Origin of the sequence: Bradyrhizobium sp. AUGA SZCCT0105 (assembly GCF_018129565.1) — a bacterium.
Lineage (GTDB): Bacteria > Pseudomonadota > Alphaproteobacteria > Rhizobiales > Xanthobacteraceae > Bradyrhizobium.
Genome location: NZ_JAFCMK010000002.1, coordinates 1,230,360 through 1,254,130, shown reverse-complemented (window position 1 = coordinate 1,254,130; position 23,771 = coordinate 1,230,360). Strand labels below are relative to the sequence as shown.

The window sequence follows — 23,771 nt, the reverse complement described above, 5'->3', positions numbered from 1 at the left end:
TCGGCGGAAAAGGTTCAGGCAAAGATCAGGCAATGATCAGTCCGCGGTAAGGACAGTTGGCGTTGACCGCGCCTATAGCTGAGCATGGCCGCGATCACCGCAGCCTGTCGTTCAACCGTCGCAACTGAGGAGATTTCGATGGAACTCTACGTCATTCGCCGTCCGAGCGCCTGGGCAAACATGGGTGAGCTGGAACTCGCCGGCGCAACCTCCGCCAGGATCGGCGACGAGCAGATGCCGGACCGCGTCCGCTGGATCCGCAGCTACGTGGTGCATGAGGCAGATGGCCGCATTGGCACTTTCTGCATCTACGAGGCGCGTGACGGTGACTCGATCCGGGATCATGCGCGCTGCGTCGGCATGCCGGGTGAGGAATTCTACAAGGTCGCGACCACAGTGGTGGTGCGTGGTGATCCCGTCCAACCGCCCATTGCAGCCGAATGACGCCTGCGAGGCGTCGCATGGCGCGTCCCGCCAAACCATTATCCGGAGCGCCATCACACTTCGATCAAGGAAACGATTATGCCGATTTCATTCATGGAGTCCTTCTACAATCCGGTGCGAAGGCATTTTTCCATTCTGCTTTTGTGCATCCGCCGGATCGTCAATCAGTCGGTCGCGGGGATGCTTGCACGTCGCGAGCGGCAGGCAAATTGCCTGACGTCGCGCGATCTCGGCGGCGGGCGGTCGAAAGGCGCCGGCAACCGCGGCTCTCGGCCGATCATTCGAAGCGCGCTGCTCGGGCTGATGATCGCGGGTCTGTCGTCACCCGTGTTCACGCGAGCAGAGGAGCCTGCCGTTCGGGAGCATGGTGCAGCTCAGGCGCAGCGGGCGGTTTGGTCTCAGCGCAGTGGGCACGGCTGCAGGCATCGTTCGGATTGGAGCATTGTTGCCGCGTCCACCATCCCGGTCCTTCTCGACCGTCGCAGCTAGCTCGCAGCACATTGAAGTCATTGCACGACGCCCTTTGGCGCAACTCGCGGACATCAGGCGGAGCCAGCGGCTTCGCCGCCGGCCGCACAACACATTTTCAAAGGAGATTCACATGAACGTTCAGACCGAAATGCCCGCTGTCGATCTCGCTGCCGTCAAGGCACGCCAGCAAGCCACCTGGAGCTCGGGAGACTACGCGATCGTCGGCACCACGCTTCAAATCGTCGGCGAAACGCTCTGCGAGGCTGTCGACCTGCGCAGCAATCAAATGGTGCTCGACGTCGCCGCCGGCAACGGCAATGCGACGCTGGCCGCGGCGCGGCGCTTTGCCGACGTGGTCTCGACCGATTACGTCGGAGCGTTGCTCGAGCGCGGCCGTGAGCGGGCGGCCGCGGAGCGGCTGCCGGTCACGTTCCAGGAAGCGGACGCGGAGAGGTTGCCGTTCGCCGATGCGAGCTTCGATGTCGTGCTGTCGACCTTCGGCGTCATGTTCACCGCCGACCAGCAGCAGGCGGCGAATGAACTGCGCCGTGTCTGCCGCATCGGCGGCAAGATCGGCCTTGCGAGCTGGACGCCGGAAGGATTCATCGGCCAGGTCTTCAAGACCATCGGCAAATATGTGCCGCCGGCGCCGGGCGTCAAATCTCCCGCGCTATGGGGCACCGAGGCGCATCTCGCCGCCCTGTTCGGCCCGCAGGCCACGGTTGACGCCAAACGCAGGCACTTCAATTTCCGTTACAGGTCGCGCGAGCATTTTCTCGAGATATTCCGAACCTACTACGGTCCGGTGCTGAAAGCCTTCGGGTCGATCGATGCCGTCAAGCAGCAACTGCTCGCTGCCGACCTGTTCGGCCTGATGGACCAGTTCAATGTCGCCAGGGATGGAACGCTGGTCATCCCCAGCGAATATCTGGAGGCCGTGATTACCAGGCGGGGCTGACCTGCCGTTCGCAATTCGTCGATTGGAGTGTGGTGCCGGCGTTCTCGCCGGCGCCACGCTCGCGCGTTGGATCGCAGAAGCTCGTCAGCGAAGCTCAGGTGAGCGTGCGTTGCTGCGATCGGTCAATTGTGACGCTTGTCCTTGGGCGGCGGCTTCGCGGCGCGCGGCGGTGGTGCGCGCCGTTGCTGGAAGGCGGGGCGTGCCTGCACTGCGGGCCGTTGCATGCCGGGGCGGATGCTAGGCGCGGCCTGCTGAATGCCGGGCCGCGCCTGGCCAGGGGCCTGCGGCGCAGGCTGGGCCGCGCCCTGTCGCGGCACGCCCGGCTGAGCTGGCTGTCCCGGCTGGCGCACGCCGCCCGGCACCTGCGTGCGTCCGGGTTGCAGGCCGCCTTGACGTGCAGGCGATTGTTGTCCGCCGGGTGGTGTCGCGCCGCCCTGACGCGCGGGTTCTTGGTGCGCGGGCTGTTGTCCCGCAGGCCGCTGTCCGGCTGGCGTCTGGACGCCGGGCGTGTGCGGCAGCGTCGGGCCGCCGGGCTGGCCGGGCAGCGCGTGTTGTGCGCCGCCTTGCTGCTGCGTGCCGGGCTGCTGCTGCTGCGAGCCCTGCCGGCCAGGCGTGCCCGGTTGCGTGCCCGGTTGTTGCGGCTGGCCTGGACGGTTCGGCTGGCCGGGCTGCTGCAACTGGCCCGGACGGTTTTGCTGACCCGGCTGCTGCGGCGCATTGCGGTTCTGGCCCGGCAGGCCGTTCTGGCGCTGCGGGTTCGGCTGCACCGGCTGGCCGCGATTCGGATAGGGCGCGGCCGGATTGGCCCTGCGGAAGTCGGGATTGGCGCGGCGGAAGTCACGCTGCTCGGTCACGACCTGACGGCCCAACGTCTGCGCGGAATGCACCGCGCGCACGAAGCCCTGGTCGCGCGTCATCTGTTGCGGCGAGATCGTCAGCGGCACCGCAGCGAAGCGCGCGCCGCCGGTGCCGGGACGAATCGCAAACCCGCTCGCCCCGCGCGTCAGCACGCCGAGCGAGGCGCCGCCGCGGTCGTTGACCTCGATGCGGCCGACATGTCCGTCGGCGTCGGGATAAAGCTTGATACCGACATTGTTGCTGGTCGCGGTCGCGCCTTCGGGCACTTCGACAAGGCCGGTGGTGCCGCGGATGCCGAGCGTTGCGGTCGGCGTCGAGATCTTCATGTCGCCGGTCTTGGCGACGGCGGCGGCGACGAACGCCGCCGTTCCCTTGGCGACGTTGAACAGCGCGCTGTTCTGCTGGCCGCCGTCCTCGTAGACATAATTGTCGATCGTGATCCTGGCGTTGGCCCGCAGGTTGAAGGTGGTGCCGTCGTTGAAGGTGATGCCGAGCGAGGAGGTCGTGGATGTCGCGACGTCGTCATTGGCAAAAATGTCGTCGCGGATCTGCAACGGCGTCGTGGTGTTGTTGCGCGTGACGGTGGCGGTGCCGGTCAGTGTCGCGACGTTGCCGATCGGCTCGGGCGCGGTGGCCGGAGCGGGGGCAGGCGCGGGCGTTGACGGTGTCGCACTCGGCGCCGGGGCGGGTGAGGGTGCCTGTGCAGGCTGCGCTTGCGCGATTTGCGTCAGGTCCGGCGCGGCATTGGCCGTTGCTTGCCAACCGATCGTGACGCCGGCACCAAGCAGAAGCGCATAGAGGAAGGCGCGGCGCATCACCATCGATTCCCGGGAGGCATTGGGGATCGGCAATTGAGCCGCGTCAGGCTGAATGCCGAATGAACGGTCCTGCCTTGTTGTCATGGCGGCCCCGAACGATCAAGCACCGCACTCCCGGAAGGAAGCGCGGCGCTTGGTTGTTGTTGGGGCTTTGGTTAGCCGCGCTTGTGAGGAGTGATGTTGAGTGGCTTCGCCGGCTTGGCCGCGGGAGCATAGCTTGCAGGCTGCGCGGCGGTCGCCGGCGGCACGTAGTGGAACACCGCCTTGCAGCCATCGCTGAGCAGCGCGCGCTGCCGGACCATGCAGGCGGTGACGCGATCGACATCGGGGATTTCCGAGCTGCACAGCCGCATGGCGTCGCCGGTGCACATCTGCTGCTGCTCGTCGGTGTAGGCATAGGACGCCGAGGTCAAGAGGCCGAGCGTGAACGCGGTTGCCGCCAGCAGTTTGCCGTGACGAAGCGTCGAAGCGGTGAAAGCCATGATGTCCCCCTTGTGGTGAGCGCGCCGTTGCAGCGCGTCGTCGAGGTCATCACTAGGGAGGCTTGGTTTCGGCAGTTCTTCGTGCGCATGGCAAAATGGTTTCGTCGCACGCCGGTTTGTTTCGTTAACCACACGCCGACGGGTAACGTCAGCGCCTATGGTGTCGCCGCCGCCGGAGCCCCCTCGAGCGCGAGCACGGCCTCGCGCTGGGCTTCGGGCATGGCGCGGATGCGGCGCCTGGCGATGAGGCGGATCGCGGCAAAGCCGCCGAGGAACACCGCGATCTTGCTCACGATGCCGAAGATCGGCATCACCACAGCCCATGTCGTGATCTCGCAGGTCAGCGCGATGAAGGCATTCACGGCGGCGGAGGTAAACATCAGGGCTGCCCAGGCGTAGCCGACCATCACGGCGACATCGGGCACGACGGTCTGCGCGATCTCGGGCAGATAGCGGTTGAGCCAGCCTCGCTTCAGCATCACGACGCCGACGATTGCGTAGATCACGCTCGGCTTGAACAGCACGAAGCGCGGGTCATTCGTAAGCAATGTCGCAGTGCCGGCGGTGACCACCAGGAACAGGCTCAGCCATTCCATGGTGTCGATCCGCCTCCGGCGCACGATCTGGATGCCGATCTGCGTGACGCCGAACGCGATGCCGATACCGACCGAGAGCGCGGTGTTGTGCGTCAGCAGGAACAGAACCAGAAAGACTAGGGTCGATGCCAGGTCGAGGGCCAGCAGCTTTGCCGCGGTAAAAAAGTGCTTCATCGGCCGTCGAACTCCGCTTGCCAGATCACGTTGCCAGGTCAAGTTGTCATGTCACGCCTTGGCGCGATCCGCGCCCGTGTCGGCACAGCTAGGCAGATTGTCGGGCCGCAAGCCTATCGATTTCTGAAATCGAGGAGTGAATTCTCACTCCGATCGAGCGATTTCCGCAGTGTTCGTGGTTTGCGCGGCCGTCGCCCGGCGCCGAAACTCGGTCGGCGTCAGCCCAGTGTCCGCCTTGAAGGCGCGGTTGAACGGCGCCAGCGACTGGAACCCGGCATCGAGCGCAATCGTCAGCACCGGCACCTCGGCCTGGCCGACATCGGCGAGCGCCGCCTTGGCTTCGTCGAGCCGGTAGCGGTTGAGGAAGGCGTTGAAGTTGCGGTGGCCAAGTCCGTCATTGATCAGCATCCGCAGCCGGTATTCCGGCATGCCGAGCTTGACTGCCAGCACGCCGATGGTCAGCCCCTCCTGCCGATAGGTCCGCTCGGTCGCCATCAGGTGCTTGAGGTGATTGAGCGCGGCCTGGCTGGAAGGCGGCGGACCGGCATTGGTGAGCGATCGCGCGACCGGTGCGGCCTGGCCATTTCCGCCGCGGGCGCCGGCAACCGCCGGCTGGCTCTCGGGCGGATCGAACAGCATCATCCAGATCGCGATCAGCGCGAATGCGCCAAGCGCGAGCGCGGCGCTGAGGCTGATCGAGCGGGTCGGAATCGCGGCGAGCCCGGCCGCCGCGGCGAACATCATCTGAAGGCCGATGCCGATCAGCAGCGCGATCAGGATCCGGCCGCGTGCCGTGGTCACGGCGGTGCGCCATCCCTTCGGAATTTGCGCGATCCCGAGCACGGCGAAAGCGATCGTCGCCAGCGCCAGGGCGCGGCCGCACGGCCCGGCGAGATCGGGCCAGATCGTCCAGCAATTATGGCTCACAACACCAAGGCCGGCGAGCAGCGTCCACACCGCCGCGTGCCAGGGCCGCAGGGCAAACCGCTCGTCGAACATCGCGCGCGCCCACAGCCAGAAGATCACCGGCGAGCCCATCGCGAAGGCGATGAACGGAGAGCTCCAGCCGAATGACGATGCGGGAAAGAACGGCGCAGTGGTGATCGCGTAGGCCGCGCCGGCCACGCCCATCGCGGCACCGAGATGCGCAGCGCGATGCACCGCCGCGTAGCGCAGCAGCAGCACCGCGCAAACCACCAGGAACAGCGCGACCACCGCGCCCCGGAGACCGAATTCAAGAGCCGTCATCGCCATCGCAAGCCGCCGGCAGGTTCGATTCAACCTCGACACGGCGGCACTTATAGCGCGTCCGGCGATCGACATGAAGCGACCGCCGGGCGGGTGCGAAATGTGATTCACCTTTCGTCATGGCCGGGCTCGTCCCGGCCATCCACGTCTTTCTTGCATGATTGGCGCAAAGACGTGGATGCCCGGCACAAGGCCGGGCATGACGGAAAATGATTCAGATACCGAAGATTGGCGTGCTAGCCGACCCGCTTCCAGGTCTGACCGCCGCAGAACATGCCGCCGAAGGCGCAGCCCTGCACGCGCATCGCATTCGGGCCCTTCATCGCGATCGTCGAGTCGTAATTCCGGCCGGAGTCGGGATCGTGGATGCGGCCGCTCCATTTGCTGCCGTCGGGCCTCATGTTGATCAGGATGCGTTCGTTGCTCTTCACCGAATAGCCGCACAGATTGGTGCCGCAGGCTTCGACGCGGACATTGCCCTTGTTCTCCTCGGTGGCCCAGACGCCGATCGGTCCGGTCGCCGGTGCAGGTGCGACGGCAACCGGAGCGGCTTGCGGCTGCGGCGCGGGCTGTGCGGCGACCGGGGCCGGCGCAACGGGCGCGGCGTCAACCGGCGCGGGGGCCGTGGTCGCAACCGTCGCCGGTGGCGCAGGGGGCGGCGGAGGCGGCGGGACCGCGGCAGCGGCCGGCGCGGCCGGCTGCGGCGCGGCGGCCTGAACCGGCGCAAGTGAAGGTGCAGGTGCGGGCGCGGCCGGCGGCGCGGGTGACGGCGAGCTCGTCGAGGCGACATCGTCATCGTCGTCGGACTTCGAGCCGAGGTTCTTGCTGATGCCGCCGATCGTGCCGCTATAGCCCGGCGCCGAGATGCGGATGCAGGACAGCGCGCTGCAATTGCGCGGCGCCTCGACATGGATGCGCTGGCCGTCGATCTGGAAGGTGATGCCGGTGCCGCCGGCATTCGCCGATGTGGTGGCCATCAGCAGCGCGGCGATCGCAACGAGCTTCTTCATCTTAAGTCTCCGTGGCGTTGAGCGGGGGCGGCGATTGGTCCGGACGCTACGCGTGGCCGGCTCCGGGCTCTGTGATGTGCGTCACGTTGCTGGGTCGAGCCGAATTGCTCGCCACGGTGACGGAGATCACTGCGCCGCGAGCACGGCGGCCTTAAGCGTCATCGGATGTTCTGGAGGCTTCGATGAAGCGCTTCTGCCTGCTCGTCGCACTGATGCTGTTCACGCCCTTCGTCCATGCCGCTGAGGGCATCACGTTCTCGATTGGCGGCCATCGCGTCCATCTCGATTCGACGCGCTGCCGCTCGCTGTCCTGCGTCTCGGTCTCTGGCGGCCCCAGGCGCGACGACGGCGGTGACAACGGCCGCACGCTCAAGCCGGTGTCCGCGCCGGCGACGACGGCAGCGATCCCTGCTGCGCCGGCCGCAAGCGCGCTGCCCGCGCCCGTGCCGGCAGCGCCTCCTGCGCCGCCACCGATCATCGTGTACAAGCCCGCCCCAGCCGCGCCCGCTGCCGCTCCGCCACCGTCGGCACCGTCGCCGCCGCGCGTGATGACGCCCCAGTCAACACCGGTTGTCGCCGCACCGCCCCCACCGCCGGCCGCGGTGCCGGCGCCGCCGGTGCTGCGCGTCTCGCGCGAGGCCGACGAACCCGACGACGGTCCGATCGGCGACTGGCAGACCGAAGCCAACGATCTGGTGCGCATCCGTCTCTGCGGCACGGCGCTGTGCGGCTATGCGCTCGACAAGACCACGCGCGATCTCGGTGAAGCGGTGCTGATCAACATGAAGCCTAAGCAGGAGGCGCGCTGGGATGGCGGTGTCACCAGCCATGACAGCGGCACCATCCGTTACGGCACGCTCGAGTTGAAGGGGGCCGATAGACTGCGGGTCTTGTCCTGCGCGCTCGGCCGCGTCTACTGCACCGGTGCCGATTGGGTCCGCGTCTCGCGCGCACGGCACCGCGTGATCACGCAGGGGCAGCTCCGGAGTGAGCCGCGCTCCTGAACGCGCAGCTGTCCAATTTGTAACCGGACGCCGTCGAACCGTTTGCGGTCTCGCGCGCGACCGATAGAGGTCAACACTGTCTTCGCAAGCGATGGAGGCAAACATGAAACGCCTGAGCCTGGTCGCGCTGCTGCTCGTCGGCAGCGTCGCCGCCGCCCGTGCCGACAACGACATCTACACCAACATGTCAAAACAGAAGCGCGGCGACGACGCGCTGCATGCCGACGCCGCGGTGTGCGATGCGCAGTTTGGCGCGCCGCAGAACGGCACGCCGACGTCGCGGCAATACAAGAGCTGCATGCGCGCCCGCGGCTGGCGCTTCAGCCACACCATTCGCACGCTGCGCCGGCACGACGACGGCTATCCAGATCCCGACAATCCCGGCCTCGTCTGCCACGATTTTACGATCGGCAGCATCACCGGATCGAGCTGTTCGAATTTTTGAGATGATGGCGAGGCGCTTCCTGGTCCGTCACCCTGAGGAGCGCGAAGCGCGTCTCGAAGGGTCGACGGCCCCGCTGGTGGCCGTGCATCCTTCGAGGCTCGCTCCGCTCGCACCTCCGGCGGCAAAGGCGAAGCCTTTGCGCGGGGATGACGGGCTGAGAGAAAAACAAAGCGCCCGGCGGGGGCGGCCGCCCGGGCGCTGAACTCATGGCCTGGTCGAATGCTTTAGAACACGCCGAGAATGATGGCGCCGACGAAGGCGAACGCGATGTACGCGGCCACAATGCTCAGCTTGCTCAGCAGAGGACTCGCGAAATCCATTGGGAAGCTCCCTTGGCTCACAACGCTGCCCGCATTAACGCGAAAGCTAGCAAGAGGTTCCTGGCCGAAAAAGTCAGCCTTGCTGCCAAGCTCGATGTTCCCATGCGATGCCGCATTGCGATGCGTGGCTCAAACAGGCGGCGAATCAAGACGTTGAAGCGCACGCAAATAAATTCCGCGGCGTTGCGGGTTGCGGTCAGGCTGCCGGTCCCGGATACCGTCTGTCGGGCCTCAGAAAGGTTGTTGTGCTTTGAAACACAATCGAAAGGTGAATGACGATGCCGTAGGATGTCCAACCTCCATGCCTTCTCGACCACAACAATGCGGTGGCGTCGCTCCGCTGCGACGTATGCGGAGCATTCGCCACAGTTGATGACACAACGAGATCGATGCGGTCGCGCGAATTGCCCTGCCGGGTTCCGCCGCATGGTTAAAGGCACCTGAAATCAAGCAGTCGAAATGCGTTGAAGAGTCTTTAATCAAATTCGCAGAACCTCCGCGCCATGACGCGTGGAGTTCGTTTGTATCTCGTCGGCTCCCTTGTCCTTGTGTCGCTTGCTGGTTGCGGCCGCGGTCTGTTCCAGACTGCCGAGCGCGAACCGTGGCGGGCCGAGGCCGAGGCCGCATGCCTGAAATCCGGCGCAGTCAAGGAAGGCCCGGACCTCGTCCGCATCGATCCGATCTCCGGCCCAGGCGTCTGCGGCGCCGAGTTTCCGCTCAAGGTCGCCGCGCTCGGCGAAACCAGTTCGGCTTACGGATTTGCCGACGACAGCCTGCGTCCACCGGCGTCCGTCGGCAACCAGCCGCGTTGGCCGATCAATCGTCAACCGGGCCCGGCGCCCGCACAGGCGCCGTATTCCGAACAAGCCGTCGGTCAGCCGAACTATGGCGGCCAGCAGAGCGGACCGGTGTCGCTGTCGGCGCCCGGCGTCCCGCCGCAGCAGGGCGAGATCGACCTGCCGCCGGACGGCTCGCCCGATGCCAGCGGCGAGCGACCTTATTATCCTGGCCTGCGCAGTAATCCGCAGCGCGAGGGCGCGACCGCGCCCTATTCACCTGCGCCGTATTCGCAGCAACCGCCAGGCGCGCCACTGCCGCCACGGCTCGGTCCGTCGAACGGCAATCCGGTGATGACGGTCGGCCCGGTCGCAGTGAAGCCTGCCGCAACGCTGGCGTGCCCGATCGTCTCGGTGCTGGAGCGCTGGCTCGCCGATTCCGTGCAGCCGGCGGCGCAGCGCTGGTTCGGCGCGCGCGTCGTCGAGATCAAGCAGATCTCGGCCTATTCCTGCCGCGGCATGAACGGCAATTCGCACGCGCATATTTCCGAGCACGCCTTCGGCAATGCGCTCGATATCGCGGCCTTCACGCTCTCTGATGGCCGGCGCATCTCGGTGAAGGATGGCTGGAAGGGCCTACCGGAGGAGCAGGGCTTTCTGCGCGATGTCCAGGCCGCCGCCTGCCAGCAATTCACCACGGTGCTGGCGCCGGGTTCCAACGTCTATCACTACGACCACATCCATGTGGATCTGATGCGCCGGGCCAGCCGGCGCCTGATCTGCCAGCCCGCTGCCGTCTCCGGCGAAGAGGTCGCGGCGCGCGCCGGCGGCCGTAGCCCCTATGCAGCGCGCGAACCTTATGTCACAGGATCGCTTGGCGGCAGAAGGCCGGCTCCGCGGGGTAAGGCGGGGGTCAACGAAGAAGACGAATTCGCCGACGAATAGGACGCGTCTGATACCCGTATTATTACTGGGGGTGCCGTGCAAACGGTAGCCACTATTTGCTGCATATGCTCGCTGAGCCGGGCGCACCCGGCTGATTTCTGGGGGATAGCTTTGCAAGACGTGCCGATCATTCTCGTCATCGAAGACGATCGTGATCTTCAGATGATGGTAGAGGACGCCCTGAGAGACGGCGGCTATGAGCCGGCGATCGCAGGCTCGGGTGAGGAAGCCCTGACGCTGCTGAAGGCGTTCCGAACCAAATACAGTGCGCTGGTCACCGACATCCGCCTGCTTGGCCGGCTCGACGGCTGGCGGGTGGCGCGCGGCGCCCGCGAGATCGATCCGTCATTCCCTGTGCTCTACATCACCGGCGGCGGCGGCGACGAGTGGCCGACCCGGGGCGTGCCGGACAGCGTGCTCCTCAACAAGCCGTTCTCGCCCGACGAACTGGTCGCGGCCCTGACGAAGCTGCTCAAGAACGGCGCGCCGGCCTGACGGCGGTCTTGAGCGGCCTGCCGCGCATGGTGGGCTGTTCGGGGCAGGCGCTTATTCCGTCCTTATAAGATCTCGAAGCAGACCTTCTCGAATTCATATGTCCTCGCGCTCATCTTCGCCGCAGCAACCGGAGAACGAAGATGACGACCTATCGCGCCTATATCGTCGGACCGCACAGCCGATCCATCGGCGTGGTCAACTTGGATTGCAGCGATGACGATCAGGCCGTCACATCGGCCAGCCGTCTTGTCGACCGCCATGATGTCGAGCTGTGGCAGATGGACCGGCCGGTGGCCAGGTTCGACGCCTGTTCGAAGCAGGTGTTCCGGAAGTAGTGCGACACCGCGCAGCAGACCAGCGCGCAGACTCACAAGCGGGCGGCCAGTCTCGATCCGCCGAAGCAGTCATTCAACTGAGCGTCTCAGCCGCGAGCACGCGAGCTGTTTCCGGAAACGACGATCGCCCGGACCACGAGTGCGATGCGTTGGTTGCGCGCGCCGGGCCTAACTCGGCCCGAACGTTCGAGTGCAGCGAGCCCATGAAGGGCTGCCCAAAAAGTCTCGGTCACATCAGCTACCTCGACGCAAAACGGCGCGACGACCGCCGCGAGTGCTTCGAAACCGGCCCGCAGTTCAGGTCTGGTGCCAGCTTCGGCGAACCGCAAATCCGTTGGCAGGACAAACATGGCGTCGTAAAGCGCGGGACGATCCAGCGCAAAAGCGAGATAGGCCAGGGCGACATTCTTGAGGGCGTTTCGTCCTGTCGATCCGCTCGCTGCTTCGCGAAGTGCGACCGTGAGTTCCTTGAAGCCCTCGACTGCAACTGCCGCAACAATCGCATCCCTGTTCTTGAAATGTGAGTAGAGCACGGGCTGGCTATATTCGATCTCGTCGGCGAGGCGGCGGATTGTAACGCCATCCCATCCTTCGCGCTCTGCGATCACCCGCGCTGCCGCGACAATGCGATGCTCGCGCGCAGCCCGGTCCCTGCCTTTCCGTTCAGCGGTACCCAATCCTCGATCTCCCGCACCTGGAAGGCCCAAATATATCAATATCATACCGATGCTTGACATTCTAGCAATGCTATTTATCTAGCATCGCTAGATATTGTTCTTAAGCTAGATGAGGACGTGTGATGCATTGGCTTGCGCTCGGAACGGGATTGCTCCTGGCCCTGGGAATTATCGCGATCGGCACCCTCTATGTCGCGAGCCCGACAACCGCGACACGCAGTTTCGGCCTGCCGCTTCCTGAAAATGGCACCAACATCGCTTGGTGGCTTCGCCTCAAGGGGGTGCGCGACATTGTGGCGGGACTGGCCGTATTGGCGTTCATGGTGTTCGGCGCGCCGCGCGAGGTCGGCATCATCCTGCTGGTTGAAGCCATCATCCCCATCGGGGACATGCTGCTGATTCTCGCAGCGAAAGGCTCCACCAAAAGCGCCTTCGGCATTCACGGTCTCACGGCGGTGATCATGGTCCTTGCGGCTGTGCCGCTGATCATTGGAGTGCCCTGAGATGATGCATGCTCTTTCAATCTGGCTGCTCGCTGCCGGCTTCTTTGGCGCAGGCCTCTTCAATGCGATCAGCACATCAGCGACCCAAGGCGATTTCGCTCGGTGGGGCTACCCGCGCTGGTGGGGCATTTTGACCGGTGGACTAGAGATGATAAGCGCTGTTCTGATCGCAATTCCCGTCAGTCGGGTTGTCGGCCTGGTGCTTGGGGCGGCCATCATTGCGGCCGCGGTTTCCACCGTTCTGCGCCACCGTGATTTTTCGCACCTGGTGCCACTTGGCGTCTTTGTCACCTTGATCGCTCTTGCCGCGACCTCGTCCTGACCGCCGCCCGGGTGTCGCCCGGCGCGATCCCTGATGATAGACCTTGCGTCAGCTTCGTCATCAACAGGGATATCAGGCCATGGCTTCGGAAAAGGTCGTATTCGTCACCGCAGGCGGCAGCGGCATGGGAGCGGCGGCGGCGCGGCGGCTTGCCGCAGATGGATTTCGCGTTGCGATCCTGTCGTCGTCGGGCAAGGGCGAGGCGCTGGCCGGCGAGCTCGGCGGCATCGGCTTCACCGGCTCGAACCGGTCGAACGACGACCTGAAGCGCGCCGTCGACGGCGTAATGGCGCGCTGGGGCCGCATCGATGCGCTGGTCAACAGCGCCGGCCACGGCCCGCGTGCAGGCGTGCTGGAATTGACCGACGAGCAGTGGCACGCCGGTCTCGACGTCTATCTGATGAACGTGATCCGCCCGACACGTCTCGTCGCACCTCACATGCAGGCGCAGAAGTCGGGCGCGATCGTCAACATTTCCACCGCCTGGGCTTTCGAGCCGAGCGCGATGTTTCCGACCTCTGCGGTGTTCCGCGCCGGGCTCGCCGCGTTCACAAAACTGTTCACCGACAGCTACGCGACCGACAACGTCCGCATGAACAATGTGCTGCCCGGCTGGATCGACAGCCTGCCGGCAACCGACGCGCGCCGCGACAGCGTGCCGATGAAGCGCTACGGCAAGGCGGAGGAGATCGCCGCGACGATCGCGTTCCTCGTCTCCGACGGCGCGGGCTACATCACCGGCCAGAACATCCGCGTCGATGGCGGCTTGATGCGGTCCGTGTAAGGCAGGACTGCGAATCCGTCATCCTGAGGAGCGCGCTCTTGCGCGCGTCTCGAAGGATGCACGGCCACAGTCGGGCCGTCGACCCTTCGAGGGCCGCTGAAGAAGCGGCCACCTCAGGGTGACGGGTCTAGATTCGAGCGCTCGACTTTGACACGGCCTTGCCGCAACGTGCCAGCTCAGCACTTGCGTCTACGCGCTGCGCGCCGCACCCCAGGCCGCGCACGCCACAATTGCGGCGACCTCAGATTGCGTTTGTCGTGATGACAAACTGAAAGCGCAGGGCTAGCCTTCCGTCAAATCAAAACATACGGGAGGAATGGCATGCCAGACGCAGCAGTTGCAGCACGCGCTTCGGACTCCACGCACAGCGGAACCACGCAGCAGGTTGACGTCGCAGTCGTCGGCGCCGGTTTCGCCGGTCTCTATCTGTTGCATCGGTTGCGTAAGGCGGGCTTCTCGGCGGTTGCGCTCGAAGAGGGCGGCGATGTCGGCGGCACCTGGTACTGGAACCGGTATCCCGGCGCGCGCTGCGACATCCAGACCATCGATTACAGCTACACGTTCGATCCCGAACTCGATCAGGCGTGGACCTGGTCGGAGAAATACGCGACCCAGCCGGAAATCCTGCGCTATCTCGGCTTCGTCGCCGACCGGTACGATCTGCGCCGCGACATCAGGTTCGGCACCAAGGTCACGCAGGCGACCTGGGACGACGCGACTTCGCGCTGGCAGATTGCGACCAACAACGGCGCCAACGTCTCGTGCCGCTACTACATCATGGCGACCGGCTGCCTGTCGTCGCCGAAGCCGCCGGAGATCGACGGCGTCAAGGATTTTAAAGGCGAGATCTATTTCACCGGCCGCTGGCCGCACCAGGGCGTCGACCTGAAGGGCAAGCGCGTTGCCGTGATCGGCACCGGATCGTCGGGCATTCAGTCGATCCCGTTGATTGCCGAACAGGCCGCGCAACTCACCGTATTCCAGCGCACGCCGAATTTCGCACTGCCGGCCGGCAACGGTCCGGCGCCGGAAGATCGCAAGACCTTCTTCGAGACCGACCGTGCGGCCTATCGCGACCAGGCGCGCTGGTCGATGGCCGGGGTGCCGTATCCGCAGCAGACCGTGGTGAGCTGGCAATTGAGCGACGCCGAACGCCGCGAGCGGTTCGAGAAGGCGTGGGCGGCGGGCGACCTCGTCCACATCCTGACCCAGCTCTGGGCCGACCAGGCGGTCGATGTCGACGGCAACCGGCTGGTCGGCGATCTGATCCGCGAGAAGATCGGTGCCGTGGTCAAGGATCCGGAGACGGCCGCGGCGCTCACCCCGCACGATCATCCGTTCGGCGCCAAGCGTCCCTGCCTCGATACCAATTACTACGCGACCTACAACCGTCCGAACGTGACGCTGGTCAATCTGCGGCAGGAGCCGATCAAGGCGATCACCGCCGGCGGCATCTCGACCGACAAGCGCAGCTTCGATGTCGACGTCATCGTGTTCGCCACCGGTTTCGACGCGATGACCGGCGCGATCATGGCGGTGCATCCGATCTCCGGCCGCGGCGGCAAGTCGCTGTCGGATGTCTGGGCGCACGGACCGCAGACCTATCTCGGCGTCACCGTCGCTGGCTTCCCCAATCTGTTCATGATCACCGGTCCCGGCAGCCCGTCGGTGCTGTCGAACATGGCGGTGTCGATCGAGCAGCATGTCGACTGGGTGGTCGACCGCATCGCCGCGTTGCGCGACGCCGGCTTCACGACGATGGAAGCCACCGAGACCGCGCAGGCCGGCTGGGAACGCCATATGGCCGATTGTGCGACCCTGACGCTGCACCGGCTCGCCAACACCTGGTACACGGGCGCCAACGTGCCCGGCAAGCCGCAGGGCGTGATGCCCTATACCGGCGGCGTCGGTCCGTATCGCAGCATCTGCAACGAGGTGGTCGGGCGCGGCATGCTCGGCTTCAAGCTCTCGGGTCCCGGTGTTGCCGAGCAGTGCAATGACGGCGAGGTGGTGCGTTTGCAGCCGGATGTGCGGCTGGTGCTCAATATGCTCGGTGAGATGAACCTGCCGCCGATCGAGACGATGGGCGCGCAGGGCGCACGCGACTTCCTCAACGAGTTCAACAAGGGCCGTCCTGCCGGCCGTCCGGTCGGCGAGGTCGGCACCGGCGTGCTGCAGGGCGCCGATGGTCCGCTGCCGTACAAGCTGTATCGTCCGGCGACGCCGGGGCCGCACCCGATCGTGGTGTATTTCCACGGCGGCGGCTGGGTGCTCGGCGACGAGCTGTCGGATGATCCGTTCTGCCGCGATCTGTGCCGGCGCACCGGCATGATCATCGTCAGCGTCGGCTATCGCCACGCGCCCGAGCATCGCTTCCCGGCTGCGGCCGAGGACGGCTATGCGGCGACGCGCTGGATCGCAGCCCACACCGCCGAGCTCGGCGGCAGGGCAGGGCCGGTGCTGGTCGCAGGCTGGAGCGCCGGCGGCAACATCGCGGCCGTGACCTGCCAGCTCGCGCGCGATCGCGGCGGGCCCGAGATCGCAGGCCAGCTCTTGATCTGCCCGGTCACCGACTCCTCGTTCGACCGGCAGTCCTATGTCGACAACGCGGCCGGCTACTTCCTGACCCGCGGGCTGATGTTCTGGTTCTGGGACCTGTACTGCTCGCCGGCCGACCGCACCGATCCGCGCGTCGCGCCGTTGCGCGGCAAGCTCGAAGGCCTGCCGCCGGCGTTCATCGCGACTGCGGAGTTCGATCCGCTGCGCGACGAGGGGAATGCCTATGGCGACGCGCTCGCGAAAGCCGGCGTCAAGGTCGAGCAGCTCAAGGCGCAGGGCCACTTCCACTCGTCGTTCGTGATGGTCGACGTCATCATCACCGGCGTCGCCGGCCGCGTGAAAATGGCGAAGGCGCTAAGGCGTTTCGCCGGACTGCCCGAGGAGCTGGAGCAGGACAACGTCGCCACCCCGCGGGTCAACGCGGCGGCGAACTAGGGGGCGCAAACCCCCGCGGCTTGCCCGCGGGGATTTCGCACGACTTCGGAGCTCCGGTTCAATCAGAACCGGAAGCTCTAGAGGAAGGCGAGATGCTCCACCTTGTGCACGACGTCGTCGAGCGTCTGCTTGGTGGCCGCGGTATCGCCGCCGGCCATGAACACCTGCCAGAACTGCCGATCGACATTGTGCAGATGCAGGATGGACACGCGAACGCCGTTCTTGTTGCCGGCAACCTCTGACTGGGTATTGACGACATCGGTGAAGCCGTTCTGCTTCAGCGTGTTGGCGACGACGCCCTTGAGCTCGCCGACATTGGCGAGCGCCTCGCTGAGGCCCATGCTGCGGAAGTTGAAGAACAGGAACGCCATGCGACACCTCCTTCTGTCGCGGACGAGCGCAGCGCGTGCGGAAGTGCACTGAACTGGCTCTCTCGCTCAACCAGAGGTGTATTTCATTATTGAATAAACGCGTTATGAGCCGCTTCACAGGAATCGGGTCCGCGATCGTGCGGCATTTGAACGCAGAGGTTTCTCTAACCGAGCTCGAACGTCGTGACGCCGAACACGCGATCGATCCGCAATGGCGAGATCGCGCCAGTGTACATCCGCGCGGTCTCGAACACCGGCGACAGCCCGAGGCCTTGCGCCAGCGCCACGGCGTCGCGGTTGACCGCGGGAACATCGAGGAAGATGTCGCCGCTGCCTGCACTCGCGAGCAACGCCGAAAGAATGGTCTCGGCGCCGGCGCGGTCGTCGGCGACGAGCGGACCGATCTTGCGGCCGGTACGGCACGGACGGATCACCCCCCAGCCGGCCAGCCTGCCGTCGCGCATCAGCGCGCGTCCGACATGGCCCGGCGCATTGATCCAGGCGCGCAGGAAGGCCGGACGCGGCGCGGGAAACACCGTGGCGTCGTCGGCCTCGACCAGCGCCATAGGCACCTCGGTCAGCGCGACGATGCCGGCGTTCGGCGCTGGTGGTGCGGTGACCGTGCCGCCGTAGCGCACATTGGCGTAAGCGAGCGCGAAGCCGGACTTTTGGTAGTTCGCCTGCTGCGCCACCACGCCATCGAGCCCGATCACGCGCGGATGCGCATGCGCGATGGCCGCATTCCAGATCTTCAGACCGTAGCCGCGGCCGCGCAGATCCGGGCGCACGATGTAGAAGCCGAGGAAGGAGAAATCTGCGCCGTAATTGACGCAGGAGATCACCGCGGCAGGCCGGCCGTCGAGCTCGCCGATGAAGAACCCCAGCGGGTCTTCGGCAGCAAAGCAGGGCGCATCGGCGAGACCGGGATTCCATCCTTCCGCCGCGGCCCAATCCACCGCGAGCGCGATCTCGTCCGGCCGCATATGTCGGATGATGAGGTCGTTCATCGACGATGATCCCGTGTGATTGGAGTCACGGACCGTGCCTCCTTGTCTGCGACGATCACACTACCCTCACAGAATGTGACTGCCCACAGACAGTGCTTGAGCACGCACAAAATTTTCGACGAATTCGTCTAACAATTTATGGTTTTATTACAATCAGAAACACGTTTGACTTGTAGTTGCCACAAGCCTAACAATCGCGCCCGCCGCGGACGTCGGGCGCGGTGCAGGTGAATTCCAGATCCGGCGACCTTTGCGTCGCAAATTTCGAAATCGGAATCACCCTCAGCAGAAAGGATTGCATCTCGCGTCAGCAAGACAACTGAACGGAATTGGGGACGTTTTTCATTTCACCCAAAACGGAGTTTTCCCATGACTCAAGTTGTTAATTTGTCCGGTAATCCAGATATCGATGGCATTCTCTGGGGATGGGAGTGGGGTTCGGGCGGCGCGCAGAATCTGACGTTTTCGTTCCCCACTGGCACCGCTGAATACGGCTACCAGGAGATCGACAATTTCAGCGCGTTCACGGCGGCACAGCAGACGGCAGTACGTACCGCGCTCACCAACATCGCAAGCTTCACCAATCTCACCTTCACCGAGACGACGAGCGCCGGCGCGACGCTGCGCTACGCCAATGCTGATAAGATCGACTACACCGACGACAGCAGTGTCGCCTTGCACACCGGACTGCACGTCCCCGGCAACGCGCCCGGCACTGCGGAGGCCAATCCGCCTGAACTGGGCTACAACGGCAGCGCGCCGTTCTCCGCGATGGGCGCGCAAGGCGACGCATGGTTCGTCACCGGCGGCTACACCAATCCGGTGCTCGGCAGCTTCCAGGATGCCGCCGGAATCATGCACGAGACCGGCCATAATCTCGGATTGAAGCACGGCCACGTCACGCAGGACGGGCACGGCGTGACGTTCCCCGCGCTGCCGGCCGATCACAATTCCTACGAATACTCGGTGATGACCTACAGCCAGTTTCCTGGCGACAACGCCACCAATGGCGACAACGCGCCCGATCATCCGACCACCTACATGCAGGACGACATCGCCGCGCTGCAGTACATGTACGGCGCGAACTATGGTGCCACGGCGCACAACGGCAACACCACCTACACCTGGAGCCCGACCACCGGCGAGGAGTTCATCGATGGCGTCGGGCAGGGCGCGCCGCAAAGCAATTTCGTGCTGATGACGCTGTGGGATGGCGGTGGCACCGATACCTACGACTTCTCCAACTACACGACCAGCCTCTCGATCGATCTCAATCCCGGCGCCTGGACCATTCTGGACACCAGCGCGGCGCACGCGCAGCGCGCCGATCTCGGCAATAACGGCGCGGGTGGCGCCGAGTATTTCGCGCGCGGCAACATCGCCAACGCGTTGATCGATCCGAGCCACCCGACCGAGACCGCGTCGCTGATCGAGGACGCCAATGGCGGGTCGGGCAACGACACGATCGTCGGCAATGCCGCCGACAACGTGCTTCGCGGCAATGGCGGCAACGACACGATCGATGGCGGAGGCGGCACCAACACGGTCGTCTACAGCGGCACCCGGCTGCAATATATCGCGACACTGCTTGGCAGCGGCGCAATCCAGATCGCCGACCAGCGCGGCGGGTCACCTGACGGGACCGACACCGTCACCAACATTCAGAACTTCCAGTTCGCCGACGGCACGTTCAACGAGACCGAAGTGCTGAACCGTCCGCCGGTGCTGTCGCCCGATCCGGGATCGCCGCATCCGCTGACCGAATTGGCCAACACCACCAATTCCGCCTCGCTGCAGGAACTTCTCGGCACGCTGACGTTCACCGATGCGAATGCCGGCGACACGCACACCGCGAGTGAGTCGTTTGATACCGCGACCTGGTCCGGCGGCGTCACGATTCCGCTCGCCACGCAGGCGGCGCTCGCAACGGCGCTGACCGACACGATTGGCGTCGACGGTACCAGCGGGACGCTCAACTGGCAGTTCGACCTGGCGGACAAGAATCTGGACTTCCTGGCGGCTGGTGAGACGCTGACTGTGGTCTACGACGTCACGGTGGCGGACCACCACACCGGCTCGAGCGTCAGTGACGCTTCGACCCAACAGATCACGGTCGTCTTCACCGGCACCAATGATCCCGTGTCGGTAGTGCCGGCACTGTCCAACTTGACGGGGACGATCAGCGAATTGCCCGGCGTCACAGGAAGTTCGACGCCGGATGCGACCGCCGGCACGATCGCCTTCACCGATCCCGACCTCAACGACCGGCCGACTGCGACGATCAATACCGCCGGCGAGACGGTGACCTGGCAGGACTCGACGCACGACTACACGTCGGAACTCACGCCGACGCAGATCGCCTCGCTCGAGGCAGCCTTTACGATCATGCCCGAGGCCGGCAACACCAACGCAGGCAAGATCGACTGGAGCTACAGCATCGTCGACAAGGATCTCGATTTCCTGTCGGTCGGCGAGAGCCTCACCGTCACGGTGCCCGTCATCATCGACGATGCGCATGGCGGGGCCGTCACCCAGGATGTCGTCCTCACCATCAACGGCGCCAATGACGCGCCGATCGCGGTCGCGGACAGCAACGGCACGGCCAAGAAGTCGACGCTGTCGGTTGACGCGTCGCACAGTGTGCTGTCCAACGACACCGATCCTGACATCCACGATCAGGGTCACTCGGTGGTCAGCGCCGTCGACGGGGCGGCCGGCAATGTCGGGCACATCATCGCCGGCACCTACGGCTCGCTGACGCTGAATGCCGACGGCAGCTATGTCTACGTCGCCAACAAGGGGGGCTTGCCGTCGCAGATCGTCGCGCAGGACACCTTCGCCTACACGATTGCCGATCCGCATGGCGCAACGGCGTCGTCGACGCTGAGCATCGTCGTGTTCAATCCCGGCGTCAACTACCAGGCCGGAAGCCATACCACACTGAACGGCGGCAACGGCCAGGACGTGCTCGACGGCTCGGCGGGGCACGACATCCTGATCGGCGGCAATGGCCCGGACGTGCTGATCGGCGGCGATGGTGACACGTTGACCGGCAACAACGGGCCGGACACGTTCCTGTTCCGCCCGCATTTCGGCACCAACGTGATCACCGATTTCGTTGCGCACAATGACGCCGTGCAACTCGACAAGTCGATCTTCGCCAGCGTGAACGACATGCTATCCAATCACACGGCCGATACCGCCGCCGGCGCTGTCATAACGGACGCGTTCGGCGATACGATCACCTTTGCCGGGATCAAGGCGGCGGAGCTGCAAGCGCACGCAGGCGATTTCCATCTGGTCTGAGCCGGAGGAGGGCGTCCTGCGGCTTGATTCATAAAACCACCCGCCGCAATCTGCTTGCGGCGGGTGGGTGATCGGGACATTCGAAATGACGTGGCGTTTGCCGATATTTGCCATCTCCGCAATCACCCTTGGTGTGATCGACATGACCGCGACGACGCAGATGAACGCGACAAGTGCACTTGCCGCTTCGCCGATCTCGGGCGCCGCGCCGCTTGAGGTGACCTTCACCGGCATGGGGCCGGGGATGCCGGAGGGGGTGGTCGTGCTCGATTTCGGCGACGGCCGGACCGATGACACGATCTCACCGATCCGCGGCTTTCGGCGGACGCACGTCTATCGCGCGGCTGGATCGTATACGGCCGTGCTCAAGAGCGGCGCGTACGGCGGTCAACGCCCGGCCGTGCTGGGCGAAATCGGGCGGGTAACCATCATTGTGGATTGAGTCGAATCTCTCTCTCTCTCTCTCCCGTGACGCTACGGCGCGCGCAGCGCGTCTCGAAGGGTAAGCGCCGCGCCGGTGCGGCGCCATGCTCAAGCGATCCGAAGGACGAGGCTGACCAGTTCGGGCTGGCGGTGCGTGCCGGTTTTGGCGAAGGCCGACTTCAACTGGTTGCGTGCGGTGTCGCGAACGATCCCGAGCCGTTCGGCAGCGTCGGCGATCGAGAGGCCGCCCGCGAGCAGCGCCACCAGCCGCGCTTCTGCCGGCGTGAGGCCGAATGCCTGCGCGATCATGCCGGGCTCGGGCATCGCGCGTGGCGTCAAATTGACGAAGACCAGCATCGCCCGCGCGCCGAGGAAGACGTTGCGTGCCGCACCGTCGATCGGCAACGCGCGCAACACCACCGGTCCCTTGTGCGTACGGCGGATCAGGATCGGCTCGATCGGCAGCGCCGCGCGCTCGGGTGCGGCGCGGATCAGATCGATGACTTGATCAAGCCGCGCCTGTGCTGCTTTGTCGCGCACGATCAGCCGGCGATCCCTGATCCTGATGTCCGCATCGAAGCCGGCATCGGCGGCTTCGTTGCGATCGATCACGAGGCCTGTGCGATCGAGTGCGACGGCCGGCTGCCGCACCCGGTCGAGAATGCCGGTCATGGAGGCGAGCGCGATGCGGCCGACCGCAGTCGACAGCGTCGCTGTCTCCGTCAGGCGCGGCCCCAGCTGAGCCAGAAGCCGCGTCTCGCGTGTCTCGAAATGTCCTTCCTCCCCGGTGCGTTGCAACGTCAGCACCCACGGCGCGCTGTCGGCCCAGAAGCCGATGCCGGCGAACCATTTGAAGCCGAACGGATACAGCACCTCATTGTACATCGGATCCGACCGGATCTGCTCGGGCGTCAGCAAGTCCTGATCGGTGATCACTTCGCCGGCCATTGCTCGCGGAACGCCTGGAGCGCGCGAATCCTGCTCATGCCAGTTGTGTGCGAAGTAGTGCTGCACCATCTCTTCGGTCGACGCGGTGCGCGGCACGTCCGGGGTCCGCACGTCGCTTTGCAGCAGCACGGCGCCGGTTGCGCCCACCGCCTCGCAGATCGACGTCATGATGCCGGTCCACGCCGCCGGGTCGACCACGGCGTCCCCCAGCCGTGCCATCACGCTGGACATTTGATCTGGGTCGATATGCCGGTTCATCCAGGGAATTGTCGCGCGAGGTGGCGTCGCGCGACAAGCGCCAAGTTGCGGTCCTGCCAAAGGAAATAGTCGTATTGGATCGTCACTCGCCTGTCCTGCGACGGCGGGGGATCAATTCGCCTGCTTCGGCCGGTATGCCGCGAAGAACACGCGCGTCGCGCTGTCGACGACGGTTGCGATCCGCTCCGGCGAGGGTGACGGATTGGCCTGGAAGATGAACGCCTGGAACAGCGTTGCCTGGCACATCTGCATGAATTGCCAGGCCGCGAGCTGATAGTCGTCGATCACGAGCTCGCCGAGCGCGGCGCGCGCCTCAAGATAGGCGGCGAAGCGGTCGACGGTGTGGGCGATCACATGGGTGTAGAACCGGCTGCCGAGCTCGGGCATCCGCTCGGCGATCGCCATCACGGTGCGGATCGCGGAGCCGCCACCGGGCCGGCACAGCACCGCGACATAGGCACGGCCGAATTCGGGGAGGGTGGTGTCGACGTCGCGTGCCGGATCGAAGTTGAAGGCGACCTTGCCCTGCTCGCGCTTCTCCTCCTCGACGATCGCCGCGAACAGCCCGGCCTTGTCGGGGAAATACACGTATAGGGTGCCCTTGGAGACCCCCGCGGCGCGGGCGATCTCGCCCATGCTGGCGCCGTCGAAGCCGAGCTCCAGGAATACCTTGCGGGCGCCGTCCAGGATCTGGCGGCGCTTCGAGGACTCCTCATCGCCGACGACGAGGTGGAGGGGGTTTGGGGGCGCTGCAACCATTGATTTAGCTTCTCACCAAAGAACCCAACCCAGAATCAGT

Annotated in this window: 25 protein-coding genes; 15 read left to right on the top strand and 10 right to left on the bottom strand. The window is 65.2% G+C overall.

The window, feature by feature from the left end; translation table 11 throughout:
• Window positions 1–84 precede the first annotated feature (84 nt).
• From JQ573_RS15015 to JQ573_RS15005, 3 genes are all read left to right on the top strand, one after another.
• Window positions 85–444, top strand: a complete 360-nt coding sequence (locus tag JQ573_RS15015) for a nickel-binding protein (protein ID WP_249131703.1) — start codon at window positions 85–87, stop codon at window positions 442–444.
• Window positions 445–522: 78 nt separating this feature from the next.
• On the top strand, window positions 523–933 hold the full coding sequence (locus JQ573_RS15010) for a hypothetical protein (RefSeq protein WP_212310585.1): 411 nt from the start codon (window positions 523–525) through the stop codon (window positions 931–933).
• A gap of 112 nt (window positions 934–1,045) precedes the next feature.
• Window positions 1,046–1,873 carry a class I SAM-dependent methyltransferase gene (locus tag JQ573_RS15005; protein ID WP_212310584.1) on the top strand — a complete coding sequence of 276 codons (828 nt, stop codon included), beginning with the start codon at window positions 1,046–1,048 and terminating at the stop codon, window positions 1,871–1,873.
• 122 nt (window positions 1,874–1,995) lie between these two features.
• On the opposite strand, the gene JQ573_RS15000 is transcribed toward JQ573_RS15005, so the two are convergent.
• The 5 genes from JQ573_RS15000 to JQ573_RS14980 all read right to left on the bottom strand — a co-directional run bounded on the left by JQ573_RS15000 (window position 1,996) and on the right by JQ573_RS14980 (window position 7,059).
• Complete coding sequence (locus tag JQ573_RS15000) at window positions 1,996–3,633, bottom strand: FecR domain-containing protein (RefSeq protein WP_312011470.1); 1,638 nt, start codon at window positions 3,631–3,633, stop codon at window positions 1,996–1,998.
• Window positions 3,634–3,704: 71 nt separating this feature from the next.
• The gene (locus tag JQ573_RS14995; RefSeq protein ID WP_244549566.1) at window positions 3,705–4,031 is read right to left on the bottom strand and encodes a hypothetical protein; all 327 of its coding nucleotides are present in this window, start codon (window positions 4,029–4,031) and stop codon (window positions 3,705–3,707) included.
• Between the two features lie 155 nt (window positions 4,032–4,186).
• Complete coding sequence (locus JQ573_RS14990) at window positions 4,187–4,801, bottom strand: septation protein IspZ (protein ID WP_212310583.1); 615 nt, start codon at window positions 4,799–4,801, stop codon at window positions 4,187–4,189.
• A gap of 144 nt (window positions 4,802–4,945) precedes the next feature.
• Window positions 4,946–6,049, bottom strand: a complete 1,104-nt coding sequence (locus JQ573_RS14985) for a helix-turn-helix domain-containing protein (RefSeq protein WP_249131702.1) — start codon at window positions 6,047–6,049, stop codon at window positions 4,946–4,948.
• A gap of 236 nt (window positions 6,050–6,285) precedes the next feature.
• On the bottom strand, window positions 6,286–7,059 hold the full coding sequence (locus JQ573_RS14980; RefSeq protein ID WP_212310581.1) for a DUF2147 domain-containing protein: 774 nt from the start codon (window positions 7,057–7,059) through the stop codon (window positions 6,286–6,288).
• A 182-nt stretch (window positions 7,060–7,241) separates the two neighbouring features.
• On the opposite strand from JQ573_RS14980, the gene JQ573_RS14975 reads away from it, so the two are divergent.
• From JQ573_RS14975 to JQ573_RS14950, 6 genes are all read left to right on the top strand, one after another.
• On the top strand, window positions 7,242–8,063 hold the full coding sequence (locus tag JQ573_RS14975; protein ID WP_212310580.1) for a DUF2147 domain-containing protein: 822 nt from the start codon (window positions 7,242–7,244) through the stop codon (window positions 8,061–8,063).
• A gap of 103 nt (window positions 8,064–8,166) precedes the next feature.
• Complete coding sequence (locus JQ573_RS14970; protein ID WP_212310579.1) at window positions 8,167–8,508, top strand: hypothetical protein; 342 nt, start codon at window positions 8,167–8,169, stop codon at window positions 8,506–8,508.
• A gap of 206 nt (window positions 8,509–8,714) precedes the next feature.
• On the top strand, window positions 8,715–9,104 hold the full coding sequence (locus tag JQ573_RS14965) for a hypothetical protein (protein WP_212310578.1): 390 nt from the start codon (window positions 8,715–8,717) through the stop codon (window positions 9,102–9,104).
• A 227-nt stretch (window positions 9,105–9,331) separates the two neighbouring features.
• A complete protein-coding gene (locus JQ573_RS14960) occupies window positions 9,332–10,549 on the top strand; it encodes an extensin family protein (protein WP_212310577.1) in 1,218 nt (405 codons plus the stop codon).
• Window positions 10,550–10,660: 111 nt separating this feature from the next.
• Window positions 10,661–11,044 (top strand): response regulator, encoded by a 384-nt coding sequence (locus tag JQ573_RS14955; protein WP_212310576.1) that lies wholly within the window; start codon window positions 10,661–10,663, stop codon window positions 11,042–11,044.
• 140 nt (window positions 11,045–11,184) lie between these two features.
• Window positions 11,185–11,379, top strand: a complete 195-nt coding sequence (locus JQ573_RS14950; RefSeq protein WP_212310575.1) for a hypothetical protein — start codon at window positions 11,185–11,187, stop codon at window positions 11,377–11,379.
• An 86-nt stretch (window positions 11,380–11,465) separates the two neighbouring features.
• Here the strand turns inward: JQ573_RS14950 and JQ573_RS14945 are convergent, their stop codons facing one another.
• Window positions 11,466–12,056 carry a TetR/AcrR family transcriptional regulator gene (locus JQ573_RS14945; protein WP_212310574.1) on the bottom strand — a complete coding sequence of 197 codons (591 nt, stop codon included), beginning with the start codon at window positions 12,054–12,056 and terminating at the stop codon, window positions 11,466–11,468.
• A 122-nt stretch (window positions 12,057–12,178) separates the two neighbouring features.
• Between JQ573_RS14945 and JQ573_RS14940 the strand changes: the two genes are divergently transcribed.
• From JQ573_RS14940 to JQ573_RS14925, 4 genes are all read left to right on the top strand, one after another.
• Window positions 12,179–12,559, top strand: a complete 381-nt coding sequence (locus JQ573_RS14940; protein ID WP_212310573.1) for a DUF4267 domain-containing protein — start codon at window positions 12,179–12,181, stop codon at window positions 12,557–12,559.
• A gap of 1 nt (window position 12,560) precedes the next feature.
• Window positions 12,561–12,881 (top strand): DoxX family protein, encoded by a 321-nt coding sequence (locus tag JQ573_RS14935; RefSeq protein WP_212310572.1) that lies wholly within the window; start codon window positions 12,561–12,563, stop codon window positions 12,879–12,881.
• Between the two features lie 79 nt (window positions 12,882–12,960).
• Window positions 12,961–13,665: an SDR family oxidoreductase gene (locus JQ573_RS14930; RefSeq protein ID WP_212310571.1), complete on the top strand. Its 705-nt coding sequence runs from the start codon at window positions 12,961–12,963 to the stop codon at window positions 13,663–13,665.
• Between the two features lie 321 nt (window positions 13,666–13,986).
• Window positions 13,987–16,659 carry an alpha/beta hydrolase fold domain-containing protein gene (locus JQ573_RS14925; protein WP_212310570.1) on the top strand — a complete coding sequence of 891 codons (2,673 nt, stop codon included), beginning with the start codon at window positions 13,987–13,989 and terminating at the stop codon, window positions 16,657–16,659.
• A 77-nt stretch (window positions 16,660–16,736) separates the two neighbouring features.
• Here JQ573_RS14925 and JQ573_RS14920 read toward each other — a convergent pair whose 3' ends face one another.
• A complete protein-coding gene (locus JQ573_RS14920) occupies window positions 16,737–17,030 on the bottom strand; it encodes a hypothetical protein (RefSeq protein ID WP_212310569.1) in 294 nt (97 codons plus the stop codon).
• Window positions 17,031–17,194: 164 nt separating this feature from the next.
• The gene (locus tag JQ573_RS14915) at window positions 17,195–18,037 is read right to left on the bottom strand and encodes a GNAT family N-acetyltransferase (RefSeq protein WP_212310568.1); all 843 of its coding nucleotides are present in this window, start codon (window positions 18,035–18,037) and stop codon (window positions 17,195–17,197) included.
• 369 nt (window positions 18,038–18,406) lie between these two features.
• On the opposite strand from JQ573_RS14915, the gene JQ573_RS14910 reads away from it, so the two are divergent.
• Together JQ573_RS14910 and JQ573_RS14905 are read left to right on the top strand one after the other, a co-directional pair.
• Complete coding sequence (locus tag JQ573_RS14910) at window positions 18,407–21,343, top strand: Ig-like domain-containing protein (protein ID WP_212310567.1); 2,937 nt, start codon at window positions 18,407–18,409, stop codon at window positions 21,341–21,343.
• Between the two features lie 85 nt (window positions 21,344–21,428).
• Window positions 21,429–21,785: a PKD domain-containing protein gene (locus JQ573_RS14905; protein ID WP_212310566.1), complete on the top strand. Its 357-nt coding sequence runs from the start codon at window positions 21,429–21,431 to the stop codon at window positions 21,783–21,785.
• 89 nt (window positions 21,786–21,874) lie between these two features.
• Here the strand turns inward: JQ573_RS14905 and JQ573_RS14900 are convergent, their stop codons facing one another.
• Entirely contained in the window at window positions 21,875–22,945 is a 1,071-nt protein-coding gene (locus JQ573_RS14900; RefSeq protein WP_212310565.1) for a helix-turn-helix transcriptional regulator, read from the bottom strand.
• Window positions 22,946–23,083: 138 nt separating this feature from the next.
• On the bottom strand, window positions 23,084–23,731 hold the full coding sequence (locus JQ573_RS14895; protein ID WP_212310564.1) for a TetR/AcrR family transcriptional regulator: 648 nt from the start codon (window positions 23,729–23,731) through the stop codon (window positions 23,084–23,086).
• Between the last annotated feature and the right edge of the window lie 40 nt (window positions 23,732–23,771).